Genomic DNA, 21,469 nt, shown 5'->3' with positions numbered 1-21,469 from the left:
GAAAAAACCAAAAGGGAGGAACACATGAAGTCCTTGAAGCGCCTTCTCGGCCTGGCGGCCGGCATCGTCCTCTTGGCCTCGGCGCCCGCCGTCGCACAGGAAAAGGCGACCTTGCGCCTGAACTGGCTGATCTACGGCTTCCACACCCCGTTCTACCTCGGCATCGAGCGCGGCTACTACAAGGCCGAGGGCATCGAGCTGGAGGTCGGCGAGGGTCAGGGCTCCGGCCGCGCCGTGCAGATCGTCGCCGCCAAGGGCGACACCTTCGGCCTCTCGGACGGCGCCAGCATCATAAACGGCATCACCAAGGGCGCGCCGATCAAGGCCGTCATGGGCATCATGAACACGACGCCCTTCGCGGTGATCGCGCGCGCCGACAGCGGCATCAAGACCATGAAGGACTTCGAGGGCCGGACCATCGCGGCGACCACCGGCGAGGCCGGGCTGACCATCCTGCCGGCCCTGATCAAGGGCGCCGGGCTCGACCAGTCCAAGATCAACTTCCTGCGCGTCGACGGCCCGACCAAGATGGTCGCGGTGCTCGAGAAGCGCGCCGACGCCCTGCTCGGCGGCTCGGAGAACCAGCCCTTCATCCTCGAGCAGAAGGGCGTCGCCTCGACCGTGTTCAACTATGCCGACTACGGCGTGAACACGATGGGCCTTGCCATCCACGTCCATGCCGACACGCTGAAGGACAAGCCGAAGCTGGTCGAGGGCTTCATCCGGGCGACCCAGAAGGCCTACGCGGAGGCCGAGAAGAACCCTGAGGCGGCGATCGCGGCAGGCCTGAAGGTCAAGCCGGACATGGACAAGGCGATGGCGCTGAAGCAGCTCCAGGCCGGGCTCAAGCTGGTCCGCTCCAAGGCAGCCCCGACGGCAGCGATCGGCTTCATGGCGCCCGCCGACTGGCAGATGACGCTCGACCTGATGAAGGACTATCAGGAACTGAAGACCGACCTGACCGCGGCTTCCTTCTTCACCAACGACCTCCTGCCGAAATGAGCATGAATGCGCAAACGGGCCGCGCCGCCATCGTCACCGGCGGCGCGCGCGGCATCGGCCTGGCCATCGCGCGGCGCCTCGCCGCGGATGGCTGGCGGCTGGCGCTCTGGGACCGGGATGCGGCCGGGGCGATCGCCGCCGCCGCCAGCCTCTCCCCCACCCATCTCGGCCTCGATCACCTGGGTATCGGCTGCGACATCGCCGACGAGGCTTCGGTCGCAGCCGCGGCGGAGACGACCTGGGCGGCCTTCGGCACGGTCCGCGGGCTGGTCAACAATGCCGGCATCCTCGGCCCGGTCGCCCCGCTCTGGCTGCAGGCGCCGGCCGAATTCCGTAAGGTCATCGACGTCAACCTGACCGGCACCTTCCTGGTGCTGGCGGCCTGCGTGCCGCGGATGCTCGAAGCCGAGGGCCCCGACCGCGGCCGGATCGTCAACGTCTCGTCGATCCAGGCCAAGGAAGGCATGCCGAATGCCGGCGCCTATGCGGCCTCCAAGGCCGGCATCGTCGCCATGACCAAGAGCCTCGGCAAGGAACTGGCGACCCACGGCATCCTGGTCAATTGCATCACCCCGGCGGCGGCCGAGACCGACATGGCCAACGAGATCACGCCGGCCCGCAAGGCCGAGATCCTGGCGCGCATCCCGATGGGCCGCTTCGTCGGCGTCGACGAGATCGCCGCCATGACGGGCTGGCTTCTGTCGGACGATTGCAGCTATTCGACCGGGGCCGTGTTCGACCTGTCGGGCGGCCGGGCAACCTACTGAGGAACCAACATGGCATTGGCGGGCAGCGGCGCAATCTGCATCTGGAACGACATCACGCCGGAAGGCCGCGACGAATTCTACGCCTGGCACCTGCATGAGCACATGCCGGAGCGCGCCGCCATCCCGGGCTTCCGCCGCGGCCGGCGCTATGTCGGCCTCGATGCCGCGACCAGCCCGGAATTCTTCACCCTCTACGAGACCGAGACTGCCGAGGTGCAGACCAGCGCGCCCTATCTGGCCCGGCTCAACGCCCCGACCGAGTGGACGCGCCGCGCCACCAGCGCCTTCCGCAACACCGCCCGCGCGCTGTCGCGGGTCGAGGCGAGCCTCGGGCCGGGCGCCGGCGGGCTTCTCGGCACGATCCGCTTTGCCGTGGCGGAGGGCCGCGAGACGCAAGCCGCCGGCCTGATCGTCGACGAGGCGTTGCCGGCCGCCGCCGCCCTGCCGCAGGTGACGGGGGTCCATCTGTGCCGGACCGATCTCGGCGCCAGCGCGCTCAAGACCACCGAGAGCCGCGGCCGCGACGACATCGGCGCCGCACCCTCCTGGGTGATCCTGGTCGAGGCCTGCAACGAGGTCCCGCTCGACCGGGCGCTGACCGATCTCGCGGCCGCGCTTGCCCCGGTGCTCGACGGTCCGGCCCTGATCGGCCGCTACCGCTTCGAATACGAGTGCCGCATCCCGGCCTGACCGGGTGCGGCCCGGTGTCAAACCACGGATCTCGGACGGCGGGTGTCCGGCCGTGAGTTCCGTCGGACGCATCGCCGTGGTCCGGCGCCGGGACATCGCCCGCCGCCGGACGTTCGGAACTCCGCCTACGCGGCCGCCGGCAGGTCGGCCTCGATGCCGAGCACGCGGGCGGTGTTGAGCGAGAACATCTTGCGGATGTCGTCGTCCGAATAGCCGAAATCGATGCACAGCTTCATGCCGCGCCGCAGGCCGTCGATCGGGTGGAAGGTCCCGACCTGACCGAGGTCCGAGCACATGATGGTGTTGTCGACGCCGGCAGCATCGATGAACATCTTCAGGTCCTGCTCTTCGCGCGACTTGAACTTGCAGCCGTCCAGGAACATGCACAGCGAATGCTCGACCATCGCCCCCATGGCGGCGATGCCGCGGACATCGTTGGCGCTGCCGTCGACGATGTCTTCCGGATGCGTCAGGATCAGCCGCTTGACGCCGCGCCGCTGCGCCTCCTCGAACACCGTCCAGGTCTCCGAGATGTGGATATGGCCGCTGGCCAGCGCCATGTCGGTGCGCGCGACGACGTCGAGGATCTCCTTGACGGCATCGGTCGGCTTGCCGCCGGCTCCGGTCACCGGAATGACCTCAGCATGGCGGATCTTGGTCGTCGAGGCCGGATGCGACCGGCCAGACGCGGCCTCCCAGCGGAAATGCTGCTCGGCCGTCAGCGTCGGCAGCCAGACGATCTTGCCGCCCATCGCGGCGGTGTGCTCGACCGCGAAGGGATTGAGCCCGCCGACCACATTGTTGAGCACGATGCCCGAATAGACCTTGGTGGTCAGCTCCGGATTGTGCCGGGCGATCAGCGCCGCGGTCATCACGCCGGAATAGTCGTGGTCCTTGGTGACGATCGCCGCCATGCCGACCTTGGAGCCGTCGCGGGCGAGATCGAGATGGTCGAGCGCGCGCGGCGCGATCGACGGGCCGGTATGGACATGCGGGTCGATGGCACCGACCATCAGCCTGTCGATGCGGGCCTCGACGGTATCGGCGGCGCTCATGCGGGTTTTCCTTCCTGATCGGTCGCCTTCAGGGGTTTGAAATCGGCCAGCACCTTGGCGGCCATCTGGCGCATCAGCCCCTGGTCGGACGCGACGATGAAGGCGGAGGCGCCGAGGCGGGCGAAATCGGCAGCTTCCGCGGCGTTGGCGACCATCATGCAGATCGGCTTGTTGGCCCGCTTGGCGGCGGCCAGGATCTTTTCCGCCGCGTCGCGCACCGCCGGCGCGTCCATGGCCGGGGCGCCGAGCGCGACGGTCAGGTCGCCGCGGCCGATGAAGGCGCCGTCGAGACCCGGCACCGCCAGGATGGCGTCCAGGCAGTCGAGCGCTTCCGGATCCTCGATCATGGCGATGACCGTGACCTCGGCGTCCTGCGCGTCGACATGCGGCCAGATCCCGCGGCCGCCATAGTCGCCGGCGCGGGGCGAATTGGAGAAGCCGCGCTTGCCGCCGCGATAGCGCGCGCAAGCCACCACCTCGCGCGCCCGCTCGGGGCTCGATACATGCGGCACCAGCACCCCGGCGGCGCCGTCGTCGAGGGCGCCAAGGATCTCGCCCTCATGGGCGACCCGGACGATGCCGGCGATGCCCCCGGCCCGCGCGCCCATCAGGGTGCGGTCGACGCTGCCGCGGTCGAACGGCGCATGCTCGACATCGAGCACCACGAAATCCAGGCCGACCGAGCCGAGAATCTCGGCGGCATGGCCAGTCGGGGTCTTCAGGAAAGTGCCGAGGAGAGTCTCGCCCGCCTGGAAGCGGCGGCGGAACTCGCGCGGCGATGGCCGCGACGCGCTTGACATGACCGGTTCATTCCTCCCAGAATGTTTCGTACATCGAAACATCGTATCGATTTTTCAAGAGGGTGCGCTGGAGCCGGCAGGATTGTCAAGGCACCGGCATGTCGGAGCGGGTGAGCCATGCCGAAGGTGACGGGCAAGAGCGAAGAGGGCGTCCAGGCCGTGGTGCTCGCCCTGCAGATCATCGAGCGCGTGGTCGAGGAGGGACGCCCGGTCGGCGTCACCGCCCTCGCCCAGGCGCTCGGCACGACCAAGAGCCGGATCCACCGGCACCTTCAGACCCTGGTCGGGCGCGGCTATCTCGCGCAGCAGACCGAGACCGAGCGCTACCAGGTCGGCCCGCGACTGGTCGGCCTCGCCCGCATGGTCGGCGACAATCTCGACCTCGTCGACATCGCCACCCCGGTGCTGCGCGACCTGCGCGACGCGCTCGGCCACTACAGCGTGCTGTCGCTGGTCGAGGAGGACGGCGTCCGGGTGCAGACCGCCATCAACGGCCGCTCGTTGGTCGAGATCGGCGTGCGGCGCGGCTCTCTGCTGCCGTTTCACGCCTCCGCCCAGGGCAAGGTGGCGCTCGCCTATGGCGACGAGATCCTGCGTCGCCGCATCCTGCGTTCGCGGCTCGACATGCTGACGCCGCACACCATCGTCAGCCCGGCCTCGCTCGAGCAGGAGCTCGACCTGATCCGACGCCAGGGCTGGGCCGGGGGCGCGAACGAATCGCTGCTCGGCCTGAACGCCCTGGCGGCGCCGGTCTTCGACGCCACCGGCACCCTGGTCGCCACCGTCGGGATCGTCGATTCCATCCAGTTCCTTCCCGACCCGCCGTCCGACGACCAGGTGCGCGAGACGACGCGCGCCGCCGCCGCCGTCTCGGCGCTGCTCGGCTATCGCGGCGCGCCGCCGTCGCCGGGCCCGGCGACGGCCGCCGCGCGCGCTTGACACTCCGGAACAAGTCGGGCAGCATTTCAATATTAGAACAGTGTTTCGAACAACGAAACACATAGGGAGGAACTACGATGACGTCGCGCCTTTGCGCGGCCGCGATCGCGGCTGCTTTGCTGTCATGCGTGCCCGGGGGAGCCGTCCAGGCTCAGGAGACCTACAAGATCGGCGCGGCGCTCGGCCTGACCGGCTACGCGGCCGCCTCCGATCGCGCCTGGCGCGACGGCCAGATGCTCGCCATCGAGGCGCTCAACGCCAAGGGCGGCCTGCTCGGCAAGAAGATCGAGTATATCGGCGAAGACAACCGCTCCGAGCCACAGGAAGCGGTCGTGGTCTACCGGAAGATGATGTCCAACGACAAGGTCAACATCTTCGCCAGCGGCTGCGTCTCGGCCGGCAACTTCGCCGCCGCCGGCGCCGTCATCCGTTCCGAGACCCCGATGGTGCTGTGCTCGATCCTGCCGCCGCGGCCGGAAGAGCAGAAATGGGCCTTCTCGATCCTGCCGCCGCCGCGCTTCGAGATGGAAGCCCGCTACGGCTGGCTCAAGGCCAACAGTCAGGTGCGCAAGATCGGCATCATGCACGATCCGACGCCCTATGCGCAGTTGATGAAGGACGTGGCGGTGAAGACCGCCCAGGAATCCGGCTTCGAGGTCGTCGCCGTCGAGACCTACAAGCCCGACGACGTCGACATGAGCGTTCAGATCGGCCGCATCAACGCCGCGGGCGGCGGCGCCATCATCAAGATGGGCCAGGGCGGCTCGACCGTGACCGTCGCCAAGAACATCAAGCAGCTCGGCCTCGATCAGATGATCCTGATGGCCAGCCTCGACGACGGCGTGCCGCTGAAGGCCGCCGGCGAGGTGCTCGGCGAGCGCTTCATGTTCGTCGCCCCGCGCGTGCAGATCCCGTCCTCGATCCCCGACGGCGAATTCCGCAAGGCGGCCGATACCTTCCTGACCGCCTGGCGCGAGAAGTACGGCGACCGCGACCCCAATGCCGGCGCACGCGGCTGGGATTCGATCACCGTGATCGCCACCGCCGTCGAACTGGCCAAGAGCTACAACGGCCCCGCCGTCCGCGATGCCTTGGAGAAGCTGCCGCCGATCCAGGGGGCCTTCGCCAAGTTCAACTTCACCGCCGCGCAGCATGTCGGGATCACCGAGAATCCCTACGTGGTCGGCGTGCTCCGCGACGGCCGGTTCCAGGTCAAGTGAGCCCGGCCGCAATGACCGGTACTCCCCTGATCGAACTCGTCGACCTGGCCGCCGCCTACGGCCAGGTTCAGGCCCTGAAACCGACCAGCCTGACCGTCGCGGAGGGCGAGTTCGTCACCGTGCTCGGGCCGAACGGCGCCGGCAAGTCGACCATGCTGCGCGCCGCGATGCGGCTCACGCCCGCCTCCGGGCGGGTCCGCTTCCGCGGCCGCGACATCACCCGGCTGTCGACCCACGGCCGGGCCCGCGAGGGCATCATCCTGGTCCAGGAGGGCCGCGGCCTGTTCGGGCAGATGTCGGTGCGCGAGAACCTGATCCTCGGCGCCTATACGATCGCGCCCGGCGAGAGCGTGGACGAGCGGCTGGAGGGGGTCTTCCGGCTGTTCCCGCGCCTCAAGGAACGCTTCGGGCAGACCGCCTCCTCTCTGTCCGGCGGCGAGCAGCAGATGCTCGCCATCGGCCGCGCGCTGATGGCGAAGCCGAAGCTCCTGATGCTCGACGAGCCTTCGCTCGGCCTCGCCCCGCGCGTCGCCGCCGAAATCCTGGACACGCTCGGCACCTTGAACCGCGACGGCCTCGGCATCCTGCTCGTCGAGCAGAAGGCACCGCAGGCGCTCCGGCTCGCCAAGCGCGTCTATGTCCTTTCGCTCGGCGGCATCGTCGCCGAACTGGCCGCCAGCGAAGTTGGATCGCATCATGATCTCTCGCGTTTCTACCTCCACTGACCGACGCTGGCGCGCCCTGCTGCCGGTCGCCGTCGTGCTCGCCGTGATGGCCTTCGGGCTGACCTCGTCGGGCTATGTGGTGACCGTGATCGGCTTCGCGGCGATCTACGGCATCTTCTGCACCGGCCTCAATTTCTTCATGGGCTATACCGGGCAGGCCTCGTTCGGGCAGAACGCCTTCGCGGCGCTCGGCGGCTACGGCACGGCGATCCTGTGCGGCAACCACTACTGGGATCCGCTCGCCGCCTTCCTGGTCTCGATGGTCTTCGCCGGCCTGGTCGCCTATCTGGTCGGCCTGCCGACCCTGAAGCTGCGCGGCCACTATCTCGCCATGGCGACCTTCGCGCTCGGCCTGATCACCTACGAGATCAGTATCGAGTGGAACAGCCTGACCCAGGGCTACATGGGCATCTCGGGCATCCCGCCGCTCGGTGTCTGGAAGTTCGAACTCGCCAACGAAAAGCAGATGCTGGTCGCGCTGACGCTCCTGATGCTGCTCGGCGTCTGGATCTCGGTGCGCCTGCGCGACAGCCGCTTCGGCCGGGCGCTGCGCGCCATCGCCGGATCGGAGCCCGCCGCCCGTGCGCTCGGCATCGATGTCGCCCGCTACAAGCTCGCCGCCTTCGTCATCGCGGCGCTCTATGCCTCCGCGGCCGGCTCGCTGTTCGCCCATTTCGTCGGCTTCATCAGCCCGGAAGTGTTCGGCGCCGCCATGGTGATCCAGAGCTTCACCATGCTTTTCCTCGGCGGCATCGGCACCACCTGGGGGCCGATCGTCGGCGCCATCATGGTGTTGATGCTGCCGGAATTCCTGCGCGGCCTGAAGGAGCTGCAGGACGTGGTCTATTCCATGGCCCTGATCGCGCTCCTGATCTTCGCCCCGAAGGGCCTCGCCGGGCTCGGCAGCCTGTTCGCCCGCCGGCCCAAGGCCGCGCTCCCGACCCCGTCCGGCGCGCCCGCCCGGGCGATTGCGAAGTGACCGCCATGGCCCTGCTCTCCGTCAACGACCTGACCATGCGGTTCGGCGGCCTGGTCGCCAACGACCGGATCGGCTTCGATGTCGAGGAAGGCGCGATCTTCGCGGTGATCGGCCCGAACGGCGCCGGCAAGACCACGCTGTTCAACGCCATTTCGGGCGCGCTGACGCCGACCTCGGGCGAGGTCCGCTTCGACGGCCAGATCATCACCGGCCGCCCGCAGCATGTGGTGGCGGGCGCCGGACTGGTCCGCACCTACCAGCTGGTCCAGCTCTTCGCCGATCTTTCGGTGCGCGACAACGTCGCCGTCGGCTTCCACCGGGTCTCGCGCGGCGGCGTCTTCGCGGCCCTGTTCCGGCCCGGCTGGGCGCGGGCCCAGGAGGCCGAGGTCGCCGAGAAGACCCGGGACCTGCTCGAATTCGTCGGCCTGTCCGGCGTCGCCGACCTGCCCGCCGGCAAGCTGCCCTACGGCCAGCAGCGGCTCCTGGAGGTCGCCCGCGCGCTCGCCGCCGAGCCGCGCCTCCTGCTCCTCGACGAACCCGCCGCCGGCCTCAACACCCAGGAGACCGCGGCGCTCGCCGACGTGATCGAGCGGATCAACGGCCGCGGCGTCACCGTGCTGCTGGTCGAGCACGACATGAGCCTCGTGATGAAGGTCGCCCGGCGCATCGTGGTGATCGATTTCGGACGCAAGATCGCCGAGGGCAGCCCCGCGGAGATCAAGGTCCACCCGGATGTTCTCGCCGCCTATCTGGGCGGCACGGAAGCCGTCGCGGATGACGGCGCGGAGCCCGCCCATGCCTGACGCCGTGCAATTCATCCAGAGCCTCGTCAACGGCGTCGGAGTGGGCCTCATCTACGGCCTCGTCGGCATCGGCTTCTGCGTCATCTACAATGCCAGCGGCATCGTCAACTTCGCGCAAGGCGTCTTCGTCATGCTCGGCGGCATGGCCTGCGAGGTGCTGCTGCGCAAGTTCCACCTGCCGCTGCCGATCGCCTTCCTGATCGCGGTGCCCTTCGTGGCCCTGGTCGGGCTGCTGATGGAGGTGCTGGTGGTCAGGCCGATGTGGAACCGCGGCTCGCCGCTCTTCGCCATCATCCTGGCGACGCTCGCCACCCAGATCATGATCGAGCGGATCACCATCCTGACCGTCGACGAGCAGCCGCACACCTTCCAGGAATTCACCCTCGGTGGCCCGCTCAAGATCGGCGCCATCGCGATCCCCTACCAGCTGTTCTGGATCGTCGGCTGCGGCGCGCTGATGGTCGGCCTGCTCTGGCTGTTCTTCACCCGCACCCGGGCCGGGCGGGCGCTGCGCGCCTGCTCGCAGAACCGCGAGGCCGCGGCGCTGCTCGGCATTCCGGTCGGCGCGATGCTGCTGCTGTCCTTCGCGCTCTCCGCCGCGCTCGGCGCGGTCGCCGGCATCCTGGTCACCCCGATGCAGGCGATCGCCTTCAACAGCGGCACGCCCTTCGGCGTCTCCGGCTTCATCGCGGCGATCATCGGCGGCTTCGGCAATGCCGCAGGCGCGCTCGCCGGCGGCATCCTGCTCGGCGTGCTGCAGGCGGTCGCGATCGTGCTGCTCGGCGCCGGCTTCAAGAATGTCGCGGCGCTGACCGCCCTCCTCTTCGTGCTCTTCCTGTTCCCGTCCGGCCTCTTCGCCGGCCTGAAGCCGAAGGCGCACTGACCCCGACGGAGCCCGTCATGTACGACAAGTCCGATCCCCGATCCGCCCTGAATGCGCCTTCCGCCGCCCCCAAGCCGGCGCCGACCACCTTTGCGGGCGCCGAATACGGCCATTTCCATGCCGACGCGCCGCAGGTCGACGACGCCCACGGCCGCACCTGGCTGACCCGCGGGCAGAATTTCCTGGTCGCCTATACCGAGGCCCGGCCGGGCGCGGTCTTCTCCCGGACCAGCCATCCCGACGAATATGTCGCCCTGCTGCCGAACCGCGACACCGCCGCCACCGTCTCGGCCGGCCCCGACACGATCTCGAGCGACGGCTATGCGCTGATCGTCGTGCCGCCCGGCGACAGCGCCGTCACGCTGCCGGACGGCGGCATCCTGGTGCGCATCTTCTCGACGAAGGCCGCCGATCTGGCCGCGGCGGCGAGCAATGCCGGCTCCTATGCCGACCAGCACCCGAACGTGCCGCCCTTCGAGGCCTGGCCGGAGCCGGCCGGCGGCTACCGCCTGCGCGCCTATTCGCTCGACGTACCCGACGAGCCCGGCCGCTTCGGCCGCATCTGGCGCACCACCAACCTGATGGTCAATTTCCTGCCGCCGCAGGTCGGCCCGCGCGACATCCGCAAGCTGTCGCCGCACTACCACGACGATTTCGAGCAGGGCTCGCTGGCGCTGGAAGGCAGCTTCACCCATCACCTGCGCTGGCCCTGGACCTTCGACATGACCCAGTGGCGTGCCGACGAGCATGCGCTCTGCCCGGCCCCGTCGCTGTGCGTGATCCCGCCGCCGGCCATCCACACCTCGCGCGGCATGGAGCCGGGCGTGAACCAGTTGGTCGACATCTTCTCGCCGCCGCGCATCGACTTCTCGCTGAAGCCCGGCTGGGTCCTGAACGCCGACGACTACCCGATGCCGGCCCCGGCGGCGGCGGCAGCCGAATAGCGCCACGCCCGCCGGTCGGCATCCGAACGATCCTTTCAGACCCGGCCGGCGCCTCCGGCCGGTCTCCCCTTCGGCCGGAGGCCGCATGCACGTCCTGATCGTCCACGCCCATCCGGAACCGCAGAGCTTCAACGCCGCCCTGACCGCGGCCGCCGTCGCGGCGATCGAGGCCGCCGGTCATACGGCCGAGGTCTCCGATCTTTTCGCGGAAGGGTTCGACCCGGTCGCCGGCCGGCACGATTTCACCACCTGCGCCGATCCGGAGCGGTTCCACTACCAGCGCGAACAGGAACATGCCGCCCGCCATGGCGGCTTCTCGGCCGAGATCGTCCGCGAGCAGGAACGGGTGCGGCGTGCCGACCTGCTCGTACTGCAGTTCCCGCTCTGGTGGGGCAGCCCGCCGGCGATCCTGAAGGGCTGGTGCGAGCGCGTGCTCGCCTACGGCTTCGCCTATGTCGACGGCCGCCGCTTCGATACCGGCCTGTTCAAGGGCCGCCGCGCGGTCTTCTCGGTGACCACCGGCGGCACGCCCGAGCGCTTCTCGCCGGAGGGCGTCTACGGCCCGATCGGCACCGTGCTCTATCCGGTCGAGCGGCTGTTCCTGCAATATATGGGCTATGAGGTGATGGAGCCCTTCGTCGCCTATGCGGCGCCGCGCGTGACGCCGGAGGACCGCGCCGCCTATCTCGCCGCCTGGCAGGCGCGCCTCGTCGAGGCCCTCGCCTCGGCACCGGCCGCCCCGCCGCTCGAAGACGCCCTCGCCTCGGTCGGCGCCGCCGCCTGGGCCCGCTCCGGCTGAGCGGACATCCGCCCTACCTTACAGGAACGCCAGTTCGACCCCGCCCTCCTCCAGGATGACGCGGGAGCGCAGGAAGGCCGTGCCCCAGACGGGATCCTCCAGGGCCGGTTCGGGCGTGACCAGCCGGGCGATGCCGGTCTGCACGATCGCCCGCGCACAGTCGATGCACGGAAAGAAACTGGTCGCCAGCGTCGCCCCGTCGAGCGCCCGCCCGGCCCGGGCGGCGGCATAGACGGCATTGCGCTCGGCATGTTCCATCCAGACGAAACGGCCGTCGCCCTCGTGGCGCCAGTCGAGATCGGCGACCCCGGCCGGAAAGGTGTTGCAGGCCGCGATCGGCTCGCCGCCGTCGCACAGAAACACCGCCGCCCCGACCTGCCGCACCCGGTTCGGGCTCCCCCCCGCCGCCCGTTGCGCCAGCGCCATCAAGTCCGTGTCTTTCACATCGTTCTCCCTTGTCGTCCATCCAGGATCGCGATCCGATCGGTCGGGCGTCAAGTCCCGCCAGTCGAACCCGAACCACCCCCGCCCTGCCCATTCCGGCGCCAATTCGCGCGGCCGCGACCGGCCGTACCGCGCAAACATGCGACAGCTGGCGGGAAAATGGTCGCGTGCGGAATTTGCGCACGCATCTTTCGAAACTTGGTTCTATCGCGCACACCCCTTCGGTGTTTCACTTCTGTGACGGAAGCCGGACGCAGACGTCCTGAACCCGAGGGGGCCCCTGCCGTGACACGCATCGATCGACGCCAGATGTTGAAAGGGGCCGGCGCCATTGCTGCCGGCGCGGCCGGTTTCGGACCGCTGCTGACCATCGAGAGCCATGCCCAGGCGCGGCCGACCGTGAACCTTCAGCTCGGCTGGCTCCTGTCCGGCAACCAGATCGGCGAAGTCTGCGCCAAGGCGCTCGGCTACTACGAGGCCGAGGGGCTGGACCTGAAGTTCCAGCCGGGCGGACCGAATATCGACGGCGTCGCCGTGGTCGCGGCCGGGCGCTTCGAGGTCGGGCAGGTCTCGTCGAGCCCGTCGCTGATGCTCGCCGCCTCGCAGGACATCCCGATCAAGTGCTTCGCCACCGGCGCGCAGGTCCATCCCTACACCTTCTTCTCACTGAAGAAGAACCCGGTGAAGGAGCCGAAGGATCTGATCGGCAAGAAGGTCGGCATCCAGGCGACCGGCGTCATCCTGCTGCGCGCGCTGCTCGCCAAGAACAAGATCGCCGAGAAGGACGTGACCATCGTCACGATCGGCGCCGACATGGCCCCGCTGCTGACCGGCCAGGTCGACGTGGTCACCGGCTGGCTGACCAACACCACGGCGCTGAAGGTGCTGGGCGACCAGCGCGTCGAGATGCGCCTGTGGGATACCGGCGTGCGCCTCTATGCCCTGCCCTACTACGCCACAGCCGAGACCATCGCCAAGAAGCCCGAGGTGCTCGCCAAGTTCCTGACCGCCTCGGCGCGCGGCTGGACCTATGCCCGCGACAACCAGGAGAAGGCGGTCGACTTCCTGGTCAAGGAATTCCCCAATCTGGTCCGTGCCGACGAGATCGATGCGGTCAAGATCATGCTGCAATATGCCTTCGGCGAGAAGACCAAGACCGAAGGCTTCGGCACCATGGACCCGGCCGTCTGGCAGGAGCAGATCGCGCTCTATGCCGAGCTCGGCCAGTTCACCAAGCGCGTGCCCAAGCTGGAGGAGGTCGTCACCATGGACATCCTCAAGGCGACGGCCGACGCCCGCATCAAGCTCGGCTGACGGGCCCGACAGGATGAGCGCGCCCGCCGTCGACTGCCGGGGCATCTCGGTCCGCTTCATGAGCGAGCGGCGCACCGTGACCGCCCTCGAGGACGTGTCCTTCTCGGTCGCCCCGGGCGGGTTCACCAGCCTGCTCGGCCCCTCCGGCTGCGGCAAGTCCACGCTGCTCCGGGTCGTCGCGGACCTGATCGCTCCCTCGGAAGGGCGCATCTCGGTCCTCGGCACCTCTCCGGCCGAGGCCCGGCGCGGGCGTTCGCTCGGCTTCGTGTTCCAGGATGCGGCCCTGCTGCCCTGGCGCACGGCGCTGCAGAATGTCGAATTGCCGCTCGAAGTCGGCGGCCGGCGGGCGCTTCCCGCCGGTGCCGCAACCCCGAAGGAACTGCTGGCGCTGGTCGGCCTGTCCGGCTGGGAGAACAGCTATCCGCACGAACTCTCGGGCGGCATGCGCCAGCGCGTCTCGATCGCCCGGGCGCTTCTCGGCGGGCCGCGGCTTCTCCTGATGGACGAGCCCTTCGGCGCGCTCGACGAATTCACCCGCGACCGCCTCAATGCGGAACTGCGCCGCATCTGGGCGGAGACCGGCACCACCATCCTGTTCGTGACCCATTCGGTCTACGAGGCGGTGTTCCTCGCCGACCAGGTGCTGGTGCTCGCCGCCAATCCGGGCCGGGTCGCCGCGCTGCAGCCGATCGAACTGCCGCGCAACCGCGAACTCGCGGTCCGTGACACGCCCGAATTCGTCGCGATCGCCGCGCGCCTGCGCGCCCATCTCGGGAGCACCCATTGAACGCCGCGCCCGACACCGTCCGTTTCGAGGCCCGCGCCGCCGCCGTTGCGGCCGCCGAGGCCGCCTACCGGCGCGGGCTCGCCCGCACGCGCCTGAAACGCCGGGTGCTGCCGGCGCTGGGCATCGCCGCCCTGATCGGGGTCTGGGCGCTGCTGGTCTACGTCCTCAAGGTGCCGACCTTCGTGGCGCCGTCGCCCTATCTGGTCGCCACCACGCTGGTCGCCAAGTTCGATGTGCTGATGGTCAACCTGCTGCCGACCGCCATCGAATCCATCTCCGGGTTCCTGCTCGGCAATCTGGCCGCGATCGTCATCGCCACCGTCTTCGTGCATTCGAAATCGGCCGAACAGGCCTTCTTTCCCGTCGTGGTGCTGATCAACACCATCCCGGTCGTCGCCAAGGCGCCGATCCTGGTGCTGCTGCTCGGCAACGGCATGGAGCCGAAGATCGCCATCGCGGCGCTGATCTGCTTCTTCCCGACGCTGGTCAACATGGTGCGCGGACTGGAATCGGTGAACCCGCAGTCGCTCGAATTGATGAAGGTCCTGTCGGCCTCGAATACCGAGATCTTCTTCAAGCTCCGCCTGCTCAACGCCGTGCCGTATCTCTTCTCGGCCCTGAAGATCGCCGCCTCGACCGCGGTCATCGGCGCCATCGTCGGCGAATGGATCGGCTCGACCACCGGCATCGGCGCGCTGATCATCCAGTCGACCTACAATTTCGACAGCGCGATGCTCTACGCCACCGTGATCGTCGGGTCCGCCTTCTCGGTCCTGTTCTTCCTCGCCATCACGCTTGCCGAGCGCCTTGCCGTGCGCTGGCAGCCTGCACCATGACCGGAGACCATCATGCAGTCTCTTGATTTCATTCCCGAAACGCCCGGCAACGTGCCCGTCGTGCGCCGCTCCGACGTGGTCGTGGTCGGCGGCGGTCCCGCCGGCTTCTCGGCCGCCATCGCGGCGCGCCGCGAAGGCTGCTCGGTGACGCTGATCGAGCGTTATCCCTATCTGGGCGGCCTCGCCTCCGGCGGCATGGTGCTGGTGCTCGACGACATGAACAACGGCCAGGAGGTCACCGTCACCGGCCTGTGCATGGAGATGATCGAGCGCATGGCCCGGGTCGGCGCCTGCGTCTACCCGCCCGAGGAGGACCGCCGGCAGGGCTGGGACACCTACAAGCGCTGGGCCTCCTGGGGCCTGTTCGACTTCCGCACCGACACCAAGCCGAACGCCATCGTGATGGCCGCCGCCTTCGATCCGGACGGCTGGAAGCGCGTCTCCAACGACATGATCGCCGAGAGCGGCGTCGACGTGCGGCTGCATTCCTGGTTCTCCAGCGCGATCGTGCGCGACGGCCGCATCCGCGGCGTGATCTGCGAGACCAAGGCCGGCCGCCAGGCGATCCTGGGCGACGTGATCATCGACACCTCCGGCGATCTCGACGTGGCCGCCTCGGCCGGCGCCAAATTCACCGACGGCGCCTACATGGTCACCACCGTGTTCCGTCTCGGCGGCGTCGATGCCGACGAGGCCGAGCGCTTCCGCTACGAGGCGCCGGAGGAATTCGCCCGCATCGACAAGCAGGCGCGCCGCGTCGTCGGCGGCTCCTGGGAGCGCTGGTGGCTGAGGACGCCGCTGCCGGGCGTGGTCTGGTGCAACTGCCCGCACATGACCGGGCTCGACGCGCTCAAGGTCGAGGACCAGACCCGCGCCGATTTCGAAGGCCGCAACCGCATCTATGCGCTGGTCGATTTCGTCCGCGCCAACATGCCGGGCTTCGCGAAGGCCCATGTCATCGACGTGGCGCCGCAGCTCGGCGTCCGCCAGACCCGCCTGCTCGAAGGCGAATATGTCGTCACCAAGGACGACGTGAACCACCGCGTCCATTTCCACGACACGGTGGCGCGCGGCCGCGACTACTACACCCCCTACCGCGCCCTGCTGCCGAAGGAGGTCGACGGCCTGCTGGTCGCCGGCCGGCACTATTCGGCGACCGAATCCGCCCAGAAGCTGTCGCGCGAGATCCCGCCCTGCATGTCGATGGGCCAGTCGGCCGGCGTCGCCGCGGCGCTCGCCGTTTCCGGCGGCATCAGCCCGCGCAAGGTCGACCCGGCGGCGATCTGCGCCCGCGTCCGCGCCCAGGGTGGCGATCCGGGCGACATCCCCTCGGCCAATGCGCGCATCATGGAGACGGCCGCGTGAGCATGCCCGACGATCTTCCGCTCTCCGGCATCCGCGTCATCGACTTCACCCAGGTCATGATGGGGCCGGTTGCGACCCAGATGCTGGCCGACTACGGCGCCGACGTGATCAAGATCGAGAAGCCCGGCACCGGGGACCTGTCCCGCACCGCCTTCCCGAACGATCCGGCCGGCCTGCTCGGCCCGGTCTACTGCTCGCTCAACCGCAACAAGCGCTCGATTGTGCTCGATACCCGCAGCCCGGAGGGCCGCGAGGCGGTGCTGCGGCTGGTCGCGACCGCCGACGTGGTCGTCAACAACTTCCGCGCCGGCGTGATGGAGCGGCTCGGCTTCGGTTACGAGGACATGGCCAGGCTCAATCCGCGGCTGATCTATGCGGTCGGCACCGGCTTCGGGCTGACCGGACCCTATGCCCACAAGGGCGGCCAGGACGTGCTGGCCCAGGCCATGTCGGGCGTGATGCATCGGCGCGCCGACCCGCATCTGCCGCTCGCCATCCATTCGACCACCTTCGCCGACTATTCGGCCGGCATGCATCTGGTGCAGGGCGTGCTGCTCGCGCTGCTGCAGCGGGCGAAGACCGGCAAGGGGCAGCGGATCAGCGTCTCCCTGCTCGATTCCATGCTGGCCGCTCAGACCCAGGAGGCCGCCGCCCACATGATGCGCGGGCGCGAGGTGAACTGGGGCGCGATGCCGCTGTCCGGCGTCTTCCCGACCCGCGACGGCGCCGTGGTGCTGGTCGGCGCGTTCAAGGCCAATCCGCTCGCCGACATCTCCCGGGCCCTGGAGATCGACGATCTTTCGACCGACCCGCGCTTCGCCGCCCATGCCGACCAGGTCGCCAACAAGCCGGCCCTGCATGCCATCTTCCGGGAACGCTTCGCCGCCGAGACGACCGCTCATTGGCTCGAACGGCTGGAGGCGCAGGACCTCCTGTGCGCGCCGGTGCGCTCGCTCGCCGAGGCGCTCGACGACGAGCAGACCGCCATCAACGGTATGGTCCTGGAGGTCGACGGCGAAAAGGAGCGCGTCCGCGTGGTCGGCTCGCCGGTCCACATGGAGGCCGCGCCGGTGGCCATCCGGATACCCCCGGCCGATCTCGGCCGGCATACCGCCGAAGTCCTGGCCGAGATCGGCCTCGGCGCCGCGCGGGCGGCGGAGTAGGCGCCGCGCGCCGCCGAGGCGCCGGCCGGTTGCAATTTTCCCGCTGCCGTTCGAATCCGTTCGACGGATCTTCGAAGGAACCAGCATGCCGATCCATTTCGAGGTCACCGACCATGTCGCCCGCGTCACCATCGACCGGCCGGAGGTGCTGAACGCGATCGACGCGGCCTCCGAGCGGGAGTTGGACCGCATCTGGTCCGCGATCGAGGCCGACCGGGACGTGCGCGCCGTGGTACTGACCGGGGCCGGCGACCGGGCCTTCTCGACTGGCGCCGACATGAAGGGCGGCAGCGGCGCCTCCGGACTCGAATACTGGGCGATGGCGCGGCCGAACGGTTTCGGCGGCATCGCGCTGCGCCAGAGCCTCGACGTGCCGGTGATCGCCCGGGTCAACGGCCATGCCGCCGGCGGCGGCTTCGAGATGGTGCTCGGCTGCGACATCGTCGTGGCCGCCGAGGAGGCGACCTTCTCGCTGCCCGAGGCCCGGGTCGGGCGGCTGCCGCTCGACGGCGGCATGACGCTCCTGCAGCGGCAAATCCCGTTCCGCGCCGCCATGGGGCTGATGCTGACCGGCCGCCGCATCAAGGCGCCGGAAGCGCTGGCGCTCGGCATCGTCAACGAGGTCGCCCCGCGCGCCGAACTCGACGCCGCCGTGGAGCGCTGGCTCGCCGATATCCTCGCCTGCGCGCCGCTGTCGGTGCGCGCCATCAAGCAGGTCGTGCGGCGCTCCGCCCATCTTTCGGCCGCCGAGGCGCAGGCGCTGCGGCTGCCGGCCCTGGTCGAGGCGCTGCAATCGGAAGATTCCAACGAGGGCGTGCGCGCCTTCGTGGAGAAGCGCAAGCCGGTCTGGAAGGGGCGCTGAACTTGCCCTCAAATGGGGCGGTCGCCACCGCCCCGGGATCCGTCCGCCGATGCTCCATGCCGCCGCGCTCTATTACTTCCGGGAGGTGACGCGGGTCGGCTCGGTGCGCAAGGCCGCCGCCGCGCTCAACGTCGCGGCGAGCGCGCTCAACCGGCAGATCCTGAACCTGGAGGCCGATCTCGGCACGCCGCTGTTCGACCGTTTGCCCTCCGGCATGCGCCTGACGGTCGCCGGCGAATTGCTGCTGCGCCACGTCGCCGACACGCTGCACGATTTCGACCGCGTCCGTGTCGCCATCGACGGGCTGAAGGCCGCCCGCTCCGGCCATATCGGCATCGCGGCGGTCGATTCGCTGCTGGTCGACTTCCTGCCCCGTGCCATCGACCGGTTCCGGGTCGATTTCCCGGCCGTCACCTACACGGTGCTGGCGGTCCAGCCGCCGGAGGTCACCGCGATGGTGGCCGGCGGCGAGATCGACATCGGCTTCACCTTCGTCGGCCACCTGCCCGCCTCGCTGCGCTACCTGACCGAGGTCTCCGCGCCGATCGGCGTCGTCATGCGCGCCGACCACCCGCTCGCCTCGCGCCTGTCGGTCGATTTCGACGAGGTGACGCGCTACCCGATCCTGACCCAGTCGGGTCCGCTGCCGCGCGGGGCCGATGTCGATGCTGCCTTCGCCACCTTCAAGAGCCAGCTGAAGCCGATGATCCAGTCGAACTCGATCCAGATGCTGAAGCTCGCCATCATGCTCAATATGGGGCTCGCCTTCTTCACAAGGCTCGGTTTCCTGCACGAGATCGAGCTCGGCGATATCGCCTGGCGGCCGCTCAATTCCCCGGCCATCAACACCCTGAAGCTCGGCCTGGTCGTCCCCAGCCAGCGCGACCTGTCGCCGCCCGCCGGCCAACTCGCGCGCCGTCTTGCCGAGGACCTGAACAAGCTCGCCGCGGTGTGAGGCCCCGAGGCGGGATCGGAATGGCCCGCTTCCAGGCCCCGGCCGCCGTCTATACGGACGGACGGCCGCGGCCTCCCGCCGAACCGCCATGCGGTCCTTCATTGCCACATCGCCACCATGCCGGCGGCGGGGTGGTCGACCGGATGGTTAGGTGCGACACAAACCGCCGGGACGCAGAACCATCGCTGCGTCGGGGCGGGACGAGACGGGACGCGACATGCAGGGCATCTGGGCCAACCGCGAATTCCGGTTCTATCTCGCCTCGGTGACGGTGCAGCGCTTTGCGGCTTCCGCGCTTCTGGTGCTGCTCGGCTACCAGGTCTATGCGCTGCGCAAGGAACCGCTCGATCTGGCCGCACTCGGCCTCGCCGAGGCCCTGCCGGGCATCACGCTGGTGCTCTATGGCGGGCATCTCGCCGACATCCTGAACCGGCGCCTGATTGTGATCGCCTGCGCGGCCGCCCTGACCCTGCTGGCGGGAGGGCTGGCGCTCGCCTCGGCGGCCGGCCCGACGCTCGCCTTCCTGCTCGCCGTCGCCTTCATGGCCGCCTCGGTCAAGGCCTTCCAGACCCCGGCGACGACCGGGTTGGAAGCGCAGGTGCTGCCGGTCGAGCAGATCTTCGCCGGCATTCCCACTATCGCGATGGCCAACCGCTCCGCCGACATCGTCGGTCCGGCGGCGATGGGTTTCGTCTGGGCCGCCGCCGGCCCCTCCGCCGCCTATGCGGTCCTGGCCGGCCTGTTCGCCCTGGTGCTCGGCGCCGTCTCGTTCGGCATCGCGCCGAAGCCGACGCCCGAGAGACCCGCCCGCCCGGTCGGCGCCGTCACGGCGATCCGCGAGGGCATCGCCTTCGTGTTCGGCAACCAGGTCCTGGTCGGCTCGATGGCGCTCGATCTCTTCGCCGTCTTCTTCGGCGGCGCGGCGGCCCTGCTGCCGGTCTTCGCCACCGACATCCTGCAGGTCGGCCCGACCGGCTTCGGGGTTCTGCGCGCCGCCGCCGCGGCCGGCTCGCTGACCGCCGCCCTGGCCGCGACCCGCTTTCTGCCCAAGGCCCATGCCGGCCTGGCCCTGCACGGCATCATCGCCGGCTTCGGCCTCTCGATGATCGTGTTCGGCCTGTCGGAGAGCTTCCTCCTGTCGCTGGCCGCCCTGTTCGTCTCCGGCCTGTGCGACGGCATGAGCGTGGTCATCCGCCAGTCGATCGTCCGGCTCGCATCGCCCGAGCATCTGCGCGGCCGCATCGCTGCGGTCCGGATGGTGTTCATCGGTTCGTCCAACGAACTCGGCGCCGTCGAAAGCGGCCTCGCCGCCGCCTGGCTCGGCCCGGCCCGCGCCGTCTGGGCCGGCGGCGTCGTGACCCTCGCGGTCGTGGCCGCCGTCTCCCGCACCGCCCCGCGCCTGGTCGCCCTCGACCTCAACACCTTCGGCCGCCCCGCCGCCCCGGCGACGCCCACCCGCGCCTGACGCGCCCGCCGCACCTGCCTCAGCGGACCGCCCGGCCCCGGGTTGCAGATCAGGGCTCCTGGGGACCGGACCTGCGACAGGTCCGTATCCCCGATCGGCGGATCAATCCCCTTTTCCCCCTTGGCGGCGGGGCGGAAGGATCGGAGGCGGGTTTGTACGATCCTTGAACGGGTTATCTCCCTTCTCCGCCCTTGGGGGGAGAAGGGGATGGAGCCGCCGGATCCGGGGCGATGTTTCTGCAATCTCTCAAGGGGTTAACCCCTTCTCCCCCCGTGGGGGGAGAAGGGGAAGGAGCCGCGGGTCGGGGGCGATGAATCCTGCGATCTCTAAACGGGTTAAACCCTTCTCCCCCCGTGGGGGGAGAAGGTGCCCGAAGGGCGGATGAGGGGGTCGGTCTGGCGGCCGGCCGGATCGGCCCGTATCCGGACCGCAGCTTCGGAGCCTGTTGCGGCATCGGCCCCCTCATCCCGCCTTCGGCGACCTTCTCCCCCCCAAGGGGGAGAAGGGGAAGGAGCCGCGGGTCGGGGGCGATGTTTTCTGCGTTCTCTCAACGGGTTAAACCCTTCTCCCCCCGTGGGGGGAGAAGGTGCCCGACGGGCGGATGAGGGGGTCGGTCTGGCGGCCGGCCGGATCGGCCCGTATCCGGACCGCAGCTTCGGAGCCTGTTGCGGC

22 protein-coding genes are annotated in these 21,469 nt (G+C 69.4%); 19 read left to right on the top strand and 3 right to left on the bottom strand.

The genetic code is table 11. The annotated features are described in order from the left end of the window. The first annotated feature begins 24 nt into the window (after positions 1-24). Genes KL771_RS27095 through KL771_RS27085 form a run of 3 tightly spaced genes read left to right on the top strand, consistent with a single transcriptional unit; the run spans position 25 to position 2,459 of the window. Positions 25-1,002 carry an ABC transporter substrate-binding protein gene (locus tag KL771_RS27095; protein WP_261971640.1) on the top strand — a complete coding sequence of 326 codons (978 nt, stop codon included), beginning with the start codon at positions 25-27 and terminating at the stop codon, positions 1,000-1,002. Then, the gene (locus KL771_RS27090; RefSeq protein WP_261971639.1) at positions 999-1,769 is read left to right on the top strand and encodes an SDR family NAD(P)-dependent oxidoreductase; all 771 of its coding nucleotides are present in this window, start codon (positions 999-1,001) and stop codon (positions 1,767-1,769) included. The genes KL771_RS27095 and KL771_RS27090 overlap by 4 nt, the downstream gene beginning before the upstream one ends. 9 nt (positions 1,770-1,778) lie before the next feature. Beyond that, the gene (locus KL771_RS27085) at positions 1,779-2,459 is read left to right on the top strand and encodes a hypothetical protein (protein WP_261971638.1); all 681 of its coding nucleotides are present in this window, start codon (positions 1,779-1,781) and stop codon (positions 2,457-2,459) included. A gap of 125 nt (positions 2,460-2,584) precedes the next feature. On the opposite strand, the gene KL771_RS27080 is transcribed toward KL771_RS27085, so the two are convergent. Together KL771_RS27080 and KL771_RS27075 are read right to left on the bottom strand one after the other, a co-directional pair. Continuing rightward, positions 2,585-3,514 carry a DUF6282 family protein gene (locus tag KL771_RS27080; protein ID WP_261971637.1) on the bottom strand — a complete coding sequence of 310 codons (930 nt, stop codon included), beginning with the start codon at positions 3,512-3,514 and terminating at the stop codon, positions 2,585-2,587. Continuing rightward, positions 3,511-4,314 (bottom strand): HpcH/HpaI aldolase family protein, encoded by an 804-nt coding sequence (locus KL771_RS27075; protein ID WP_261971636.1) that lies wholly within the window; start codon positions 4,312-4,314, stop codon positions 3,511-3,513. Before KL771_RS27075 ends, KL771_RS27080 begins: the two co-directional genes overlap by 4 nt. A 117-nt stretch (positions 4,315-4,431) precedes the next feature. Between KL771_RS27075 and KL771_RS27070 the strand changes: the two genes are divergently transcribed. The 8 genes from KL771_RS27070 (at position 4,432) to KL771_RS27035 (ending at position 11,606) form a co-directional block, all read left to right on the top strand. After that, positions 4,432-5,253 (top strand): IclR family transcriptional regulator, encoded by an 822-nt coding sequence (locus tag KL771_RS27070; protein WP_261971635.1) that lies wholly within the window; start codon positions 4,432-4,434, stop codon positions 5,251-5,253. A gap of 77 nt (positions 5,254-5,330) precedes the next feature. Further along, the gene (locus tag KL771_RS27065; RefSeq protein ID WP_261971634.1) at positions 5,331-6,473 is read left to right on the top strand and encodes an ABC transporter substrate-binding protein; all 1,143 of its coding nucleotides are present in this window, start codon (positions 5,331-5,333) and stop codon (positions 6,471-6,473) included. 11 nt (positions 6,474-6,484) lie between these two features. After that, positions 6,485-7,198 (top strand): ABC transporter ATP-binding protein, encoded by a 714-nt coding sequence (locus KL771_RS27060; protein WP_261971633.1) that lies wholly within the window; start codon positions 6,485-6,487, stop codon positions 7,196-7,198. After that, entirely contained in the window at positions 7,170-8,177 is a 1,008-nt protein-coding gene (locus KL771_RS27055; protein ID WP_261971632.1) for a branched-chain amino acid ABC transporter permease, read from the top strand. The genes KL771_RS27060 and KL771_RS27055 overlap by 29 nt, the downstream gene beginning before the upstream one ends. A 5-nt stretch (positions 8,178-8,182) precedes the next feature. Continuing rightward, positions 8,183-8,980: an ABC transporter ATP-binding protein gene (locus tag KL771_RS27050; protein WP_261971631.1), complete on the top strand. Its 798-nt coding sequence runs from the start codon at positions 8,183-8,185 to the stop codon at positions 8,978-8,980. Beyond that, the gene (locus tag KL771_RS27045) at positions 8,973-9,863 is read left to right on the top strand and encodes a branched-chain amino acid ABC transporter permease (protein ID WP_160321273.1); all 891 of its coding nucleotides are present in this window, start codon (positions 8,973-8,975) and stop codon (positions 9,861-9,863) included. Before KL771_RS27050 ends, KL771_RS27045 begins: the two co-directional genes overlap by 8 nt. Before the next feature lie 17 nt (positions 9,864-9,880). Further along, on the top strand, positions 9,881-10,807 hold the full coding sequence (locus tag KL771_RS27040) for a hypothetical protein (protein ID WP_261971630.1): 927 nt from the start codon (positions 9,881-9,883) through the stop codon (positions 10,805-10,807). Between the two features lie 85 nt (positions 10,808-10,892). Further along, entirely contained in the window at positions 10,893-11,606 is a 714-nt protein-coding gene (locus KL771_RS27035; protein WP_261971629.1) for an NAD(P)H-dependent oxidoreductase, read from the top strand. An 18-nt stretch (positions 11,607-11,624) separates the two neighbouring features. Here KL771_RS27035 and KL771_RS27030 read toward each other — a convergent pair whose 3' ends face one another. Beyond that, positions 11,625-12,050: a deoxycytidylate deaminase gene (locus KL771_RS27030; RefSeq protein WP_261971628.1), complete on the bottom strand. Its 426-nt coding sequence runs from the start codon at positions 12,048-12,050 to the stop codon at positions 11,625-11,627. A 285-nt stretch (positions 12,051-12,335) separates the two neighbouring features. Here KL771_RS27030 and KL771_RS27025 point away from each other — a divergent pair, with 285 nt between their 5' ends. The 8 genes from KL771_RS27025 (at position 12,336) to KL771_RS26990 (ending at position 20,797) form a co-directional block, all read left to right on the top strand. Beyond that, positions 12,336-13,364 carry an ABC transporter substrate-binding protein gene (locus tag KL771_RS27025; protein ID WP_261971627.1) on the top strand — a complete coding sequence of 343 codons (1,029 nt, stop codon included), beginning with the start codon at positions 12,336-12,338 and terminating at the stop codon, positions 13,362-13,364. A 13-nt stretch (positions 13,365-13,377) separates the two neighbouring features. Next, on the top strand, positions 13,378-14,151 hold the full coding sequence (locus KL771_RS27020; protein WP_390867847.1) for an ABC transporter ATP-binding protein: 774 nt from the start codon (positions 13,378-13,380) through the stop codon (positions 14,149-14,151). Then, entirely contained in the window at positions 14,148-14,987 is an 840-nt protein-coding gene (locus KL771_RS27015) for an ABC transporter permease (protein WP_261971626.1), read from the top strand. Before KL771_RS27020 ends, KL771_RS27015 begins: the two co-directional genes overlap by 4 nt. Before the next feature lie 12 nt (positions 14,988-14,999). Then, positions 15,000-16,352, top strand: a complete 1,353-nt coding sequence (locus KL771_RS27010; protein ID WP_261971625.1) for an FAD-dependent oxidoreductase — start codon at positions 15,000-15,002, stop codon at positions 16,350-16,352. 2 nt (positions 16,353-16,354) lie between these two features. Then, positions 16,355-17,515, top strand: coding sequence for a CaiB/BaiF CoA transferase family protein (locus KL771_RS27005; protein ID WP_261971650.1), 1,161 nt, complete (start codon positions 16,355-16,357; stop codon positions 17,513-17,515). A gap of 85 nt (positions 17,516-17,600) precedes the next feature. Further along, complete coding sequence (locus KL771_RS27000; RefSeq protein ID WP_261971624.1) at positions 17,601-18,377, top strand: enoyl-CoA hydratase-related protein; 777 nt, start codon at positions 17,601-17,603, stop codon at positions 18,375-18,377. A gap of 49 nt (positions 18,378-18,426) precedes the next feature. Then, positions 18,427-19,332, top strand: coding sequence for a LysR family transcriptional regulator (locus KL771_RS26995; RefSeq protein WP_261971623.1), 906 nt, complete (start codon positions 18,427-18,429; stop codon positions 19,330-19,332). A 217-nt stretch (positions 19,333-19,549) separates the two neighbouring features. Beyond that, positions 19,550-20,797, top strand: coding sequence for an MFS transporter (locus KL771_RS26990; RefSeq protein ID WP_261971622.1), 1,248 nt, complete (start codon positions 19,550-19,552; stop codon positions 20,795-20,797). The last annotated feature ends 672 nt before the right edge of the window (positions 20,798-21,469 follow it).

It is taken from the genome of Prosthecodimorpha staleyi (assembly GCF_018729455.1).
Taxonomy (GTDB): domain Bacteria; phylum Pseudomonadota; class Alphaproteobacteria; order Rhizobiales; family Ancalomicrobiaceae; genus Prosthecodimorpha; species Prosthecodimorpha staleyi.
The sequence above is the reverse complement of the archived record's forward strand: the minus strand, read 5'-3'. Positions and strand labels throughout refer to the sequence as shown.

Excerpts from the sequence above, each read along its gene's own strand:
- KL771_RS27095 (WP_261971640.1), top strand. The coding sequence starts at position 25 with ATGAAGTCCTTGAAGCGCCTTCTCGGCCTGGCGGCCGGCATCGTCCTC.
- KL771_RS27090 (WP_261971639.1), top strand. The coding sequence starts at position 999 with ATGAGCATGAATGCGCAAACGGGCCGCGCCGCCATCGTCACCGGCGGC.
- KL771_RS27085 (WP_261971638.1), top strand. The coding sequence starts at position 1,779 with ATGGCATTGGCGGGCAGCGGCGCAATCTGCATCTGGAACGACATCACG.
- KL771_RS27080 (WP_261971637.1), bottom strand. The coding sequence starts at position 3,514 with ATGAGCGCCGCCGATACCGTCGAGGCCCGCATCGACAGGCTGATGGTC.
- KL771_RS27075 (WP_261971636.1), bottom strand. The coding sequence starts at position 4,314 with ATGTCAAGCGCGTCGCGGCCATCGCCGCGCGAGTTCCGCCGCCGCTTC.
- KL771_RS27070 (WP_261971635.1), top strand. The coding sequence starts at position 4,432 with ATGCCGAAGGTGACGGGCAAGAGCGAAGAGGGCGTCCAGGCCGTGGTG.
- KL771_RS27065 (WP_261971634.1), top strand. The coding sequence starts at position 5,331 with ATGACGTCGCGCCTTTGCGCGGCCGCGATCGCGGCTGCTTTGCTGTCA.
- KL771_RS27060 (WP_261971633.1), top strand. The coding sequence starts at position 6,485 with ATGACCGGTACTCCCCTGATCGAACTCGTCGACCTGGCCGCCGCCTAC.
- KL771_RS27055 (WP_261971632.1), top strand. The coding sequence starts at position 7,170 with ATGATCTCTCGCGTTTCTACCTCCACTGACCGACGCTGGCGCGCCCTG.
- KL771_RS27050 (WP_261971631.1), top strand. The coding sequence starts at position 8,183 with ATGGCCCTGCTCTCCGTCAACGACCTGACCATGCGGTTCGGCGGCCTG.
- KL771_RS27045 (WP_160321273.1), top strand. The coding sequence starts at position 8,973 with ATGCCTGACGCCGTGCAATTCATCCAGAGCCTCGTCAACGGCGTCGGA.
- KL771_RS27040 (WP_261971630.1), top strand. The coding sequence starts at position 9,881 with ATGTACGACAAGTCCGATCCCCGATCCGCCCTGAATGCGCCTTCCGCC.
- KL771_RS27035 (WP_261971629.1), top strand. The coding sequence starts at position 10,893 with ATGCACGTCCTGATCGTCCACGCCCATCCGGAACCGCAGAGCTTCAAC.
- KL771_RS27020 (WP_390867847.1), top strand. The coding sequence starts at position 13,378 with ATGAGCGCGCCCGCCGTCGACTGCCGGGGCATCTCGGTCCGCTTCATG.
- KL771_RS27010 (WP_261971625.1), top strand. The coding sequence starts at position 15,000 with ATGCAGTCTCTTGATTTCATTCCCGAAACGCCCGGCAACGTGCCCGTC.
- KL771_RS27005 (WP_261971650.1), top strand. The coding sequence starts at position 16,355 with ATGCCCGACGATCTTCCGCTCTCCGGCATCCGCGTCATCGACTTCACC.
- KL771_RS27000 (WP_261971624.1), top strand. The coding sequence starts at position 17,601 with ATGCCGATCCATTTCGAGGTCACCGACCATGTCGCCCGCGTCACCATC.
- KL771_RS26995 (WP_261971623.1), top strand. The coding sequence starts at position 18,427 with ATGCTCCATGCCGCCGCGCTCTATTACTTCCGGGAGGTGACGCGGGTC.
- KL771_RS26990 (WP_261971622.1), top strand. The coding sequence starts at position 19,550 with ATGCAGGGCATCTGGGCCAACCGCGAATTCCGGTTCTATCTCGCCTCG.